At 56.4% G+C, this 13,596-nt stretch carries 8 protein-coding genes and 1 pseudogene; 3 read left to right on the top strand and 6 right to left on the bottom strand.

What is annotated here, in order from left to right; translation table 11 throughout:
* Positions 1 to 42: 42 nt before the first annotated feature.
* On the bottom strand, positions 43 to 441 hold the full coding sequence (locus CLV58_RS23820; protein WP_106140342.1) for a phage holin family protein: 399 nt from the start codon (positions 439 to 441) through the stop codon (positions 43 to 45).
* Positions 442 to 518: 77 nt separating this feature from the next.
* On the opposite strand from CLV58_RS23820, the gene CLV58_RS23815 reads away from it, so the two are divergent.
* Complete coding sequence (locus CLV58_RS23815) at positions 519 to 1,244, top strand: class I SAM-dependent methyltransferase (protein ID WP_106140341.1); 726 nt, start codon at positions 519 to 521, stop codon at positions 1,242 to 1,244.
* A gap of 16 nt (positions 1,245 to 1,260) precedes the next feature.
* On the opposite strand, the gene CLV58_RS23810 is transcribed toward CLV58_RS23815, so the two are convergent.
* From CLV58_RS23810 to CLV58_RS23800, 3 genes are read right to left on the bottom strand one after another with little or no spacing between them, the layout of a single operon-like run.
* On the bottom strand, positions 1,261 to 1,614 hold the full coding sequence (locus CLV58_RS23810; protein WP_106140340.1) for a type II toxin-antitoxin system PemK/MazF family toxin: 354 nt from the start codon (positions 1,612 to 1,614) through the stop codon (positions 1,261 to 1,263).
* Positions 1,607 to 1,831, bottom strand: coding sequence for a hypothetical protein (locus tag CLV58_RS23805; protein ID WP_106140339.1), 225 nt, complete (start codon positions 1,829 to 1,831; stop codon positions 1,607 to 1,609). Before CLV58_RS23805 ends, CLV58_RS23810 begins: the two co-directional genes overlap by 8 nt.
* A gap of 46 nt (positions 1,832 to 1,877) precedes the next feature.
* Positions 1,878 to 3,542: an amino acid permease gene (locus tag CLV58_RS23800; RefSeq protein WP_106140338.1), complete on the bottom strand. Its 1,665-nt coding sequence runs from the start codon at positions 3,540 to 3,542 to the stop codon at positions 1,878 to 1,880.
* Between the two features lie 98 nt (positions 3,543 to 3,640).
* Here CLV58_RS23800 and gldA point away from each other — a divergent pair, with 98 nt between their 5' ends.
* Positions 3,641 to 4,576 (top strand): gliding motility-associated ABC transporter ATP-binding subunit GldA, encoded by a 936-nt coding sequence (gene gldA, locus CLV58_RS23795; RefSeq protein ID WP_106140337.1) that lies wholly within the window; start codon positions 3,641 to 3,643, stop codon positions 4,574 to 4,576.
* Positions 4,577 to 4,690: 114 nt separating this feature from the next.
* On the opposite strand, the gene CLV58_RS23790 is transcribed toward gldA, so the two are convergent.
* Positions 4,691 to 5,224, bottom strand: coding sequence for a DUF4136 domain-containing protein (locus CLV58_RS23790; RefSeq protein ID WP_245882441.1), 534 nt, complete (start codon positions 5,222 to 5,224; stop codon positions 4,691 to 4,693).
* A gap of 184 nt (positions 5,225 to 5,408) precedes the next feature.
* Complete coding sequence (aroB, locus tag CLV58_RS23785; RefSeq protein ID WP_106140336.1) at positions 5,409 to 6,449, bottom strand: 3-dehydroquinate synthase; 1,041 nt, start codon at positions 6,447 to 6,449, stop codon at positions 5,409 to 5,411.
* A gap of 422 nt (positions 6,450 to 6,871) precedes the next feature.
* Here aroB and CLV58_RS23780 point away from each other — a divergent pair.
* Positions 6,872 to 13,596: pseudogene (locus tag CLV58_RS23780) on the top strand (hypothetical protein); the annotation flags it as partial.

Here is a 13,596-nt window from a genome sequence, read left to right as displayed (position 1 = left end):
TGTTACAAGACAGCCCTAAACGATTTTTGAACCCTTTTAGAGCTACGCAAATCGGAGTCCTACGTACTGCGCCACCACGTAGCCCGACTCGACCATCTCTTTCGAAGGAGCCGACCGGTCGATCAGCATGCCCGCTACCGCGACCGCCAGCGCAATGACCAGCGCAGGCCAGAACCCGACGATGGTAAAGCTATCCATAAAGCTGTCGATCAGCTTAAGCATGATGGCCGTTACAACCAGTCGGACGAGCCCCGTCAGCAGGAAGAAGGTGACAAGGTTCAGGGGGAAACGAATAATCCAGCCAACGAAAAAATTAAGGACGGCCAGTAGGAAGGCGATGAGCAGTGCTGTGCCAAAGCTTTTCACGTCGACTTGTGGCATAATGTACGCCAGCCCGAAAATTACGGCGGCATCCAGCAAAAGATGGAGTATAAAATTCATACGTGTAGGGGATTGGTTTTCAGGACAACCGTTTCGCTAAACCGATGGTTTATCCACCATACGCATCTCAACGTTCTATGCATCGGCTTTTGATTCTCGTCGTTATCACCCTGATGGCCTGCGGGCGGGGTTCTTCGCAGCAACAATCGGCAACAGAAACCCGCGCCGACACGGTTTATCAATACCAGGATGCGAGCCGGGACGGCACGGGTAAAGTATATAAAGGGCGGGAGATTGCGCAGGTGATGGGGCACCTTGGCGCGTCGTGGCTCGAACGGCCCGAACGCGAACAGGAAGAACGAACAGACTTGCTGCTGAAGGCACTGGCACTGAAACCAACCGACGTCGTCGCCGACATCGGTGCCGGAACGGGCTTTTTTACGTTTCTGATGGCACCCAAGGTACCACAGGGTAAGGTGTTGGCCGTCGATATTCAGCCCGAAATGATCGATTATCTGAACGAGGGACGAGCTAAGCGCAAGGCTTCCAACGTGCAGCCAATCCTGGGTACGGAAAGCGATCCCAAATTACCCGCCAACAGTATCGATCTGGCCATCATGATCGACGCGTATCACGAATTTTCGTACCCCCGCGAGATGATGCAGCACATTGCCAACGCCCTGAAACCGGGGGGCCGGGTTGCCTTGGTCGAATACAGAGCCGAAGATCCCAACGTACCGATCAAACCGCTGCACAAGTTGAGTGTCGCGCAGGCATCGAAAGAACTGAAAGCTGTCGGCTTGCGCCTGCTCAACACTGACAAACGGCTACCGCAGCAGCACATTCTATTCTTTGGGAAGTAAGGCCAGCCAGAATTAATTAATTGACACGAATTGATTGGCACATATACGCGCTGGCCACTTGTACTTTTTCGGTAGCTAGTTCCCCAATTTTTTCCAACAGTAGCGATTGCCGAACTGTGAACGGTTTGTTACATCGTACTTCACTAGCAACAGGCAGATTGCCCTTCACACTGGCTGGGTCGATCAACACCGAGAATGGCTCGCTGCGGATTGCTCTCGTAATAGGCAATACTATATAATCGTTATCCAGGTCATTTGATGTCTTGTTGCTGATAATTAACACAGGCCGCTTTTTGTGCTTATCTATTTTGTCCGTAAGCGGATAGTATGCCCAAACAATATCACCCTGAGCATACGCGTAGTCAGCCATTGGCGTGTTGTTTAGCGTACAATTCGTCCCAGTAGTCTTCCTCAGGAGCGTCCCAGAGTTCAGCTAGCGACGGGCTTGAGAAAGCTACCCATTCGCTATTCGTATACCCATTTTCTTTGTCGTTGTCAATAAGTGCTTTGAATGCCTTCTGTGCATCTTCTGGCAACTGTTTGTACACGACAAAGAGTGAACGTGCGGTGTAGTCTGCGGCTTCCATAGTAGTCAATGCATTTGCGACAAGTCAATTTACACAGAAATGGCTCTTATTGTGCCAGTTTGCTATGTCGGAAGCCGTAGGAGAAGTAGATGCCTAGACCGATAACCAGCCAGATGACGAAAATCAGCCAGTTGCTCGCGCCCAGCTCGGTCATCAGGTACAGGTTTGTCAGGATGCCGATAACAGGGAGCAGTGAGAAATTACGCTGATAGCCCAGTACGGCCAGCACGGCCCATGCGATCCAGAATACGCCTAGTAGTGGCTTTGCTTCCAGTGTTTCCAACAGATGATGGCTGTTCAGCAACGACTCGGTCAACACGATTAGCAGCACCAGGCCGATAATGTATTTTCCGTTGACGTATGGCACTTTGAATTTCGACTGGCGGGATAGCCCTTTCGCGTCGAGAAACAGGATGCCCGCGCAGACCAGGATGAACGCGAAGAACGTTCCGACACTGGTCAGGTCGACGAAGAATTTCAGGTCCATAAACATCGACGGCACCGCGACCAGAATACCGGTGATGATCGTCGCGAACGACGGTGTTTTGAATTTCGGGTGAATCGTTGCGAAGCGTTTCCAGAGTAGTCCGTCACGGCTCATCGTCATCCAGATGCGTGGCTGCCCCAGTTGATACACAAGCAAGGCACTGGTAATGGCAACCACGGCGCTAACCGAAATAACACCCGCTACAAAGTCAAGTTGTACTTTCTGGAACACGTACGCCAGCGGATCGCTGACGCCAAGCTCTTTGTAATTCACCATACCCGTCAGCACCAGCGTAATCAGCACGTACAGCACCGTACAGATGCCGAGACAGTACAGCATGGCGCGGGGCAGATCACGCTGGGGATTTTTACATTCTTCGGCCGTGGTCGAAATCGAATCGAAGCCGATGAAGGCGAAAAACACGGAAGCCACCCCACTTAGTACGCCCGAAATACCGTTCGGCGCGAACGGCGACCAGTTAGCGGGTTTGACGTAAAAGGCCCCCACGGCGATCACCAGGCCAATCACGGCTAACTTCAGAATCACCAGAATGTTACTGGCCGTTCTCGACTCTTTGATGCCGATGTAGACCAGCGCCGTAATCAGCACCGTAACAGCCCCGGCAGGCAGGTTCGCAATCAGCTTCAATCCGCCAACCGATGGGGCAGCGGTATAAGCATCGGCCAGGACGCGCGTGTTGTCGGGCAGTGTTGTCAACGGCCTACCGGCCTGCGTTAGCTGCTGTACCTGCTCGTAGGCGCGAGCGGCTGAGCCGTAGTCGATGGCGAAATATTTGGGAAATAGGATACCGAAACCCGCCAGCATCGATGTGAAATACTCCGACCAGGAAATGGCCACGACCATGTTGCTGACCGCGTATTCGAGGATGAGCGCCCAACCGATCACCCAGGCAAAAATCTCCCCGAAGGCCACGTACGCATAGGTGTAGGCACTACCGCTGACCGGCACGGTACTGGCAAACTGGGCGTAACTCAGGGCAGTGAACACACAGGCAATGGCGGTGAAGACAAACAGCAGCGACACCGCCGGTCCTCCGTTGTAGCTGGCCAGTCCGATGGTACTGAAAATCCCGGCTCCGATGATAGCGGCAATCCCGAACGAGGTCAGGTCGCGGACGCCGAGCGTTTTGACCATGTCGCCCGCGTCGCTCTTGTTAGCGTCTATCAGTATTTGGGAAACGGTTTTTTTTCGAAAAAGAGACATATAGATACTGGGCCGAAACCGGCTTATTTCATCTTAAACCGCTAAAAATAGAGATACTTTCCGGTTTTTTGTACGTTGTAATACTAAAAGCACATCGTATGTCAATCCGGGTTCTGGACCTGAGCAAAGAGTATGTACAGGCCGGGCGGCAGCCGCAGCGGGCCGTCGACGCCATTTCGTTTGCAGCCCAGCCCGGCGAAATCGTTGGCTTTCTGGGGCCGAACGGGGCCGGCAAATCGACAACGATGAAGATCGCCACGGGTTACCTTTCCCCCACAACCGGCACCATCGAAGTCAACGGCTTCGACGTTCGTGCGCAATCGATGGACGTTCGCCGGAGCGTCGGGTACCTGCCGGAACACAACCCCCTGTATCTCGACCTGTACGTGAACGAATACCTCCGCTTTGCCGGATCGCTGCACGGCCTGTCGGGTGGTGCGCTAAGCCATCAAATCCGCGATATCATCGACCGGGTGGGGCTGGGACGCGAGCAGCACAAACGCATCGGTCAACTGTCGAAAGGGTATCGGCAACGCGTCGGACTGGCGCAGGCCATGCTGCATAACCCACCCGTACTGATTCTGGACGAACCGACGACCGGTCTCGATCCGAATCAGCTGACCGAAATTCGGCAGGTCATCCGCGAAGCCGGGCGCGATAAAACCGTGCTTTTCTCGACCCACATCATGCAGGAAGTCGAAGCGCTCTGCGACCGGGTCGTCATCATCAACCGGGGGCGGATCGTAGCCGATAGTCCACTGAATCAGTTACGGGCGACTACCGGTAGCGGAGATATGTCGGTTGTCGTCGTCGCCGAGTTTGAGCAGGCGCTTCCCGACCCTGACGTACTGCGGCTACCCGACGTGTTGGCGGTCGACACGTTGGGCAACGGGCAGTATCGCCTGACAGCATCCGCCGGTACCGATCTGCGCTCGGCGGTGTTCCGGCTGGCTGCCGATCAGAACCTGACGCTGGTCGGGCTCCGGCAGCAGGAAAATTCACTGGAAGGCATTTTCCGTTCACTTACGCAGTAGCCTGGATCGGCCACCGTGGCGCGGACCGGTCCAGGCTATACAGCATAGAAACGCCCGAAATCTTGCGAGACTTCGGGCGTTTCAACTGTAAACCGAAAACCGTAAACGGACAACCTATTTCACCGTCGCCATCAGTGGGTACTGATCGAAGATCGAGCGGACGATACCTTTAAAGTAGTTGTTCTTGAAATTCTGATTGCGCATCATCTTCGACGCATAGCCTTTCCAGATTACCTGATATGATTCTGCGTCGATCAGCGAGATCATCAGCGTGCCCTCATCGAGATTGTAGTCGATGCGTTTGTAGGTTGCATCATCGTCTTCACGTACGACCCAATCCTTGATGACTGGCTGCTGATAGCCGCGAAACCGCAGATCGGACCGGAAGATATTGTAGGAAATCAGCAGGTTCGGACTCCGGTTGCTGACGCGGTAGCCGCGCGCTTCCATCTGATGGCGGATGGCGTCCTGTATGTCGGAGCAAAGTAGCGTTGAATCGACAAATTCGCACTCCAGGAAATTAAACGATTCGTAGTTTTTAAAATGACCCTCGTAGCTGTAATCGTGTTCAACAAATAAGCGGCTTGGCGAACAACTGGTCACGGCCACAACGGCTAGCATAAACAAAAATCCAACGCAGGCTTTCATACTAAGTGCTGTAAAGGTTTTAATCAATCATTCTTTGGGTTACGCGTACTAAAAAACAATACTGACTTAATTCAAAAATACCGGTAAATGTTTGACAAACAACCGAATGGATTTTTATTTCTACTATACGTCAACACGGACTGAATACGCCCGTGTTTTCTGTTGATTTAACGGTCCTGACCGGTTATTCGACCCCGGTATAAAACGCAATCGCCCGGCGCATGTCAGTCGCCGTCACCGGTACGTCATACGCACAGTGCCCCGGCCCATCGAGCAGCGCCATCCGTACCTGATTGCCCCGATTTTTCTTGTCCTGTAAGGTCAGCGTCAGGATCGGTTCGATGTCGGCAGGTAGTATGCGTACCTGTCCATATACGGCGAACAGGTATTCTTCGATTTGACTCAGCAGTGACTCGTCAATCATTTTTTTCTGGCAGGCGATGTATGCTTCCGTTATCATCCCGACGGCAATTGCTTCGCCGTGCAGCAGCCGCCCGCGTTTATCGGTACCGTTCAGGAAGTACGTTTCGACGGCATGCCCTAGCGTATGACCGAAGTTGAGCGTTTTGCGGACGTTTTTCTCGCGCGGGTCTTCCGTTACGATTTTCTCCTTCACAGCAACCGAGTGCTTAATCAGCGCCGGCCAGTTCTGTTCGTCAAGATCCCGCACCCGGACGGTATCCCACATCGACGCATCGGCGATCAAACAATGTTTTATGATTTCGGCGAAGCCTGAGCGCAGTTCGCGTTCGGGCAACGTTTTCAGAAAGGCAGGATCGATCAGTACGGCATCGGGTAATTGAAAAACGCCGATATGATTTTTAAGCCCCTGAAAGTCAATACCAAGCTTACCCCCTACGCTGGCATCGACCTGCGCCAGCAGGGTAGTTGGTAATTGCGCAAACGCGATCCCCCGCTTGTAGGTAGCCGCGCAGAACCCACCCATATCGCCGATAACGCCCCCCCCCAGGTTGAGCACCAGGGCGTGCCGATCGGTATTGGCACGGGTTAGGGCGTGCCAGATTTGCTCGCAGGTGGTCAGATTCTTTTGCTCCTCCCCCGCTTTGATGCGAATGACCGTATGCTTCGGCAGCAGCGGTTTCAGCAGTGGGTAGCAGTGCCGGTACGTGTGATTATCGGCGATGAGCGTAATGGCTGAATAATCAGCGGATTCTAGGAAAGTTGGCAGGCTTTCCGCCAGCGAAGCGATCGATACTAAAGACATGCCGTAAAAATAAACCGCAATCCGGCGATTGCCAGCCTGGTAACGAATTTCTGTTTGCAGTAGTGCTTTACACTCATTACTACATAGGTATAACCAGAAACTGGCTCAGATTTTGCTTTTCGGCTAGTTAAGCTTTTTGCGTGTATAGTTACTTTTTTGCTTACACATGTACTCTTTACTGAACAAGTACTACTCCGCAGCTGGCAAAACCGCCTACTTTTCGTAACGATTAGAACGTGACTACACTCTACACATCTTCACACATCAAAAGCAAACAGTTTCGCCCTCGATTATCAAGGTTAGTATGCTTGTTTGCTTTTTTATTGTTAAGTCTGTTTACAGCGACCCAATCGTTCTGTCGAAACGCAAAGCTGACTCCCAGCAGGGTTAATACCGAAGTTACCAATCGGCTCGCCAGTCAGTTGCCCGTACCCACCAGCCTGACAATCAGTGGACAACCGAATCCGGGCGGAACAAAAGCCGTTACGGTTCCTCCCAATAGCTTTACGGGTACCGACGCGGATGGCACCGTCAACGCCATTCGGTATACTGCTTTCCCAAGCAATGTCACTTCACTGACCATTGGCACTACGCCCTACACCGCGACCAGTTTCCCATCCGGTGGCGTGTCGGCTGTAGTAGGTACAACGGTGCGAATAGACCCTGTCGACGGAACGGTGACGGTAAACTTCCCATTCCATGTCATCGATAATACCTCCGATGAAAGCACGGTCACGGCCACACTGGGTGTACCCTTTCTGGTCGTAACCGATTTCTGTAACTCGCAGGTGCTTTTCTTCAACGAAGACTTCGGGGCCGGAACCGGTTATGGGCCACCCCTCTCAACGTCGGTCGTACCTGGCTACACATATCGGAGCACTGATCCGATTAACGACGGGCAATACGGCATTGTCAATAACCCCGACCAGGGCGACGATTTTGGTGGCGTTAACAATGTATGGCTACATGGCCCCGACCATACAGGCAACCCTAATGGACGCATGCTGGTTATCAACGGGTCGAACCCGAACCAGATCGCTTATACGCAACCTGTCTCGGGCCTGGTCATCGGCCGCTTCTACTCGCTGCGTACCTACATCGCCAACATCTTCAACGAGGCCGTGCTGGGCACCGGCGAAATCAAACCAAACCTGATCCTGCGTGTCAGCGATGCCAACAACAACGTGCTGGCATCGGTCTCGACCGGCAATATCCCGGCGCCAAGCACACTGACCTGGTTACCCCAGTCGATGAGTTTTACAGCCAGCACCAACTCGGTCAAGTTTGAACTGGTCAGTAATGCGCCCGCAGGAAATGGTAATGATTTCGCCCTGGACGATATCCAGTTCTTCGAGGTTATCCAGCCCGTCCTCAGCACCACCGCCGTTACCTCGGCCTGCCCCGCCACCAGCGTTAGTCTAGCGGCAATCACCGTCTCCAACCAGCCCGCGTCGACCACCCTGACCTGGCATTCCAGCGCCACGGCCACCGCAGCAAACCGCATTACCGACGTCTCCGCCCTGCGCTCGGGCACTTATTACGCGGCCTTCTACGACGGCACCTGCTTCACCAAGGCATCGCCCGTGGTGGTGGTGATTGTTCCCTGCGCCAGCTCTGATGCGGGCCTCACCGTCAGCTCGGCCGTCAGCAGCACGGTCGTAGCCAACGTTGCGGCCAACGACCTGGTCAACGGTCAGTCCGCCACCCTGGGCAATGGCGGCAACGCCACGGTGGCTCAGGTAGGTACTTACCCCACCGGCGTCACGCTTGATCCCAACACGGGCTCGTTGTCGGTGGCGGCAGGCACGGCACCGGGTAGCTACACGGTCACGTATCAACTCTGCGACAAGCTTACCCCCGTCAACTGTACGACGGCCACGGCCACCTTCAGCGTAACGTCATTAACCATAGCAGGTTCGGTTTATAACGACGCTAACGGCTTGACGGATAGCCAGATCAATGGCACGGCGTACACTGCCGGCGGTCTTTTTGCCATCCTGACCAACGCAGCTTCGACCTCCGTACTGGCCAATGCACCTGTGAGCACTGGCGGGAGTTACAGCTTCACCGTCGTAAATGCAGGAACGTACTCGGTGCGATTGAGTACCACCTCAGCCGTAGTCGGCACCACGCCCCCCACAGCGTCGGCCCCAACAGGCTACACCTTTACGGGTGAAGGTACTGGTACCACAAGTGACGGAACACCAAACGGTATCACCCCCGTCACGCTAACGGGCACTACCAGCCAGACAGCCATCAATTTCGGTCTGAACCAGCTACCGGTTCCAACAAGCCTGACCCTGTCAGCTCAGGCCAACTCCGGCGGTTCTCTTGCTTTCAGTATTCCCCCCAGTAGCTTTACCGGGACCGACGCCGACGGGACGATTTCTGCCATTCGGTACACGGCCTTTCCAACAAACGTTACGTCACTGACGATTGGTACGACAGCGTATACGTCAAGCACCTTTCCGGCTAATGGTGTTACGGTAGCGCCAGGTACGGCTGTACGCATTGACCCTAACGACGGAAAAGTAACGGCGGGTATTCCTTTTCACGTTATTGACAATGCCGGAATCGAAAGCACGACTACGGCAACGCTGGGGGTTCCTTTCCTGCTGGTAACCGATTTCTGTAACTCGCAGGTGCTTTTCTTCAACGAAGACTTCGGGGCCGGAACTGGCTTTGGCCTACCCCTCCCTGCCGGCGTTACGAATTACAATTACTCCAATACCGACCCGACCAATGATGGCTCCTACGCTATCGTTAACAATCCTGACCAGGCTGACGATTTCGCAACGGCTAACGTATGGTTACACGGTCCCGACCATACAGGCAACCCCAATGGACGCATGCTGGTTATCAATGGGTCGAACCCGAACCAGGTCGCTTACTCTGAACCCGTCTCGGGCCTGGTCATCGGCCGCTTCTACTCGCTGCGTACCTACGTCGCCAACATCTTCAACGAGGCCGTGCTGGGCACCGGCGAAATCAAACCAAACCTGATCCTACGTGTCAGCGATGCCAACAACAACGTGCTGGCATCGGTCTCGACCGGTGACATTGCCCCAGCAACGACACTGACCTGGTTACCCCAGTCGATGAGCTTTACAGCCAGCACCAACTCGGTCCGCTTCGAACTGGTCAGCAATGCCCCCGCAGGTAGAGGCAACGATTATGCCCTGGACGACATCCAGTTCTTCGAGGTTATCCAGCCCGTCCTCAGCACCACCGCCGTTACCTCGACCTGCCCCGCCACCAGCGTCAGTCTGGCGACAATTACCGTCTCCAACCAGCCCGCGTCGACCACCCTGACTTGGCATTCCAGCGCCACGGCCACCGCAGCAAACCGCATTACCGACGTCTCCGCCCTGCGCTCGGGCACTTATTACGCGGCCTTCTACGACGGCACCTGCTTCACCAAGGCATCGCCCGTGGTGGTGGTGATCGTCCCCTGCGCCAGCCCCGATGCGGGCCTCACCGTCAGCTCGGCCATCAGCAGCACGGTCGTAGCCAACGTTGCGGCCAACGACCTGGTCAACGGTCAGTCCGCCACCCTGGGCAATGGCGGCAACGCCACGGTGGCTCAGGTAGGTACTTACCCCACCGGCGTCACGCTTGATCCCAACACGGGCTCGCTGTCGGTAGCGGCAGGCACGGCCCCGGGTTCATATACGGTTACTTACCAGCTCTGCGACAAGCTTACCCCCGTCAACTGTACGACGGCCATCGCCACTTTCGCAGTCACACCAGTAATCTCTGGTACAGTTTACAACGATGGAAACGGCTTAACGGATAGCCAGATCAATGGCACGGCGTACACTGCCGGCGGTCTTTTTGCCATCCTGACCAATGCAGCTTCGACCTCTGTACTGGCCAGCGTACCAGTCAGTAGCAACGGCGTTTACAGCTTCACCGGTCTGAGTGCCGGGACGTATTCAGTGCGTCTGAGTACCACCTCGGCAGTAGTCGGCTCCACGCCCCCCGCCGTATCGGTACCCACGGGCTACACGACCACAGGTGAAGGTATCGGCACAACGAGCGATGGAACGCCAGACGGTATTACACCCGTTACCCTGACCAACACCGCCAGTCAGACGGCAGTCAATTTCGGCCTGAACCAACTACCGGTTCCGACATCGGCCACGCTGGTTTCTCAGGTTAATCCCGGTGGACTCACCAGCGTGACCATTCCCCCGGCCAGCTTCACGGGTACCGACGCTGATGGCACTGTCGCAGCCATTCGCTACACGGCTTTCCCGACGAATGCCAATAGCATCACGATAGGCAATACTGTTTATGTACTTAGCCTCGGCGTTGGTATTCCAGTAGGAGCTGTCGTCTTCCCCGCTGGTGGCGTAACAGCCACCACTGGAACAGCCGTAAGCGTTGACCCAGTCGATGGGAACGTAACTGTAGCGATTCCGTTCCGGGTTATCGACAATGCGGGGGTAGAAAGTACTACCGCCACCACCGGTAGTATATCCGTACCGTTTACGGGGCTGGTCGTATCGGGTACGGTACTCAACGACGGCAATGGGCTAACCGATAACACAATCAATGGCACAGGTACCAATGCAGGTGGCCTGTTCGTCAATCTGGTGAATGGCTCCGGCAACGTGGTTGCGTCTCAGGCGGTACCAGCAACCGGTGTATATAGCTTTACCGGTGTCGCAGCCGGTACCTACAGCGTTCAACTCAGCACCTCCGCCGTGGCTGCCGGTAACCCGGCACCAGCGGTAAGCGTACCTACCGGCTGGACGTTTACCGGCGAAGGTACGACTCCGGCTGGTGATGGTACGCCCAATGGTATCACCCCCGTAACCGTGACAACGGCCAGTTCGACCAGTGTAAACTTCGGTCTCGATCAGCTTCCCGTACCAACGTCAGCTGCGCTGACGGCACAAGCCAACCCCGGCGGTACCAACGCGATCAGTGTACCACCCGCGAGCTTCACCGGTACGGATGCTGATGGCTCCGTCACGGCAATTCGATTCACCACATTCCCAACGAATGTCGCTTCGCTGACGATCGGCACTACGGCTTATACATCTACCTCCTTCCCTGCTGGCGGAGTAACCGCCCTGACGGGTAGTACCGTACTCATCGACCCTATCGACGGACCAGTGACAGTAAGCATTCCCTTCCGTGCCATCGACAATGCACGGCAGGAGAGTACGGCTACCGGTTCGATTAGCGTTCCCTTCACGTCTGTAGTAACGGCATCGCCCGACGCGGGCACCGCTAGTGCGGGCACGGGTGGTACGCCAGTGGCTAACGTAGCCGCCAACGATGTGGTCAACGGACAACCCGCTACCCTGGGCAATGGTGGTAACGCTACCGTCGCTCAGGTGGGCACCTACCCCCCGGGCATCAGTCTCAACCCCGCGAATGGCTCGCTCCTCATCGCGGCAGGCACGGCACCGGGCAGCTACACCGTCGCTTATCAACTCTGCGATCGGCTCAGCACACCGACCTGCTCCACGGCCGTCGTTAGCCTCACCGTCACCGCTTCCTCGGTAGCCAACCCTGACGCAGGCACTGTTAGCGCAGGCACCGGTGGCACACCAGTAGCCAACGTCACGGCTAACGATGTGGTCAATGGCCAACCCGCTACCCTAGGTACCAACGGCAACGCCACGGTCGCGCAGGTAGGCAACTACCCCACCGGTATCAGTCTCAACCCCGCCACGGGCAGCGTGTCCGTAGCCGCTGGTACACCGCCGGGCAGCTATACCGTCGCCTACCAGCTCTGTGACAAGCTCACCCCGGTGACCTGCACCACCGGCGTGGTCAGCTTCACCGTCACCCCGGCCGTCACGGCATCGCCCGACGCGGGTACCGCTAGTGCGGGCACGGGTGGCACGCCAGTGGCTAACGTAGCCGCTAACGATGTAGTCAATGGTCAGCCCGCCACACTGGGCAATGGTGGTAACGCGACCGTTGCCCAGGTGGGCACCTACCCCACCGGCATCAGTCTCAACCCCGCCACGGGTAGTGTGTCCGTAGCCGCTGGCACACCGCCGGGCAGCTATACCGTCGCCTACCAGCTCTGTGACAAGCTCACCCCGGTGACCTGCACCACCGGCGTGGTCAGCTTCACCGTCACCCCGGCCGTCACGGCATCGCCCGACGCGGGTACCGCTAGTGCGGGCACGGGTGGCACGCCAGTGGCTAACGTAGCCGCTAACGATGTAGTCAATGGTCAGCCCGCCACACTGGGCAATGGTGGTAACGCGACCGTTGCCCAGGTGGGTACCTACCCCACCGGCATCAGTCTCAACCCCGCCACGGGCAGCGTGTCCGTCGCTGCTGGTACCGCCCCTGGCTCCTACACGCTGGCCTACCAGCTCTGCGACAAGCTCACCCCAGTGACTTGCACCACCGGCGTGGTCAGCTTCACCGTCACCCCGGCTGTCACGGCATCGCCTGACGCAGGTACCGCTAGTGCGGGCACGGGTGGTACACCAGTCGCTAACGTAGCCGCTAACGATGTAGTCAACGGACAACCCGCTACCCTGGGTACCAACGGCAATGCGACCGTTGCTCAGGTGGGCACCTACCCCACCGGCATCAGTCTCAACCCCAACACGGGCAGCGTGTCCGTCGCTGCTGGTACCGCCCCTGGCTCCTACACGCTGGCCTACCAGCTCTGCGACAAGCTCACCCCAGTGACTTGCACCACCGGCGTGGTCAGCTTCACCGTCACCCCGGCTGTCACGGCATCGCCTGACGCAGGTACCGCTAGTGCGGGCACGGGTGGTACACCAGTCGCTAACGTAGCCGCTAACGATGTAGTCAACGGACAACCCGCTACCCTGGGTACCAACGGCAATGCGACCGTTGCTCAGGTGGGCACCTACCCCACCGGCATCAGTCTCAACCCCGCCACGGGCAGCGTGTCCGTCGCTGCTGGTACCGCCCCTGGCTCCTACACGCTGGCCTACCAGCTCTGCGACAAGCTCACCCCGGTGACGTGTACCACCGCCATCGTTAGTCTGACAGTTACCGCGTCTTCGGTAGCCAACCCTGACGCAGGCACCGCTAGTGCAGGTACGGGTGGCACGCCAGTGGCTAACGTAGCCGCTAACGATGTGGTCAATGGTCAGCCCGCCACACTGGGCAATGGTGGTAACGCGACCGTTGCCCA

The sequence above is a fragment of the Spirosoma oryzae genome (assembly GCF_003002825.1).
Taxonomy (GTDB): domain Bacteria; phylum Bacteroidota; class Bacteroidia; order Cytophagales; family Spirosomataceae; genus Spirosoma; species Spirosoma oryzae.
This window is presented reverse-complemented; position numbering and strand designations above follow the sequence as displayed.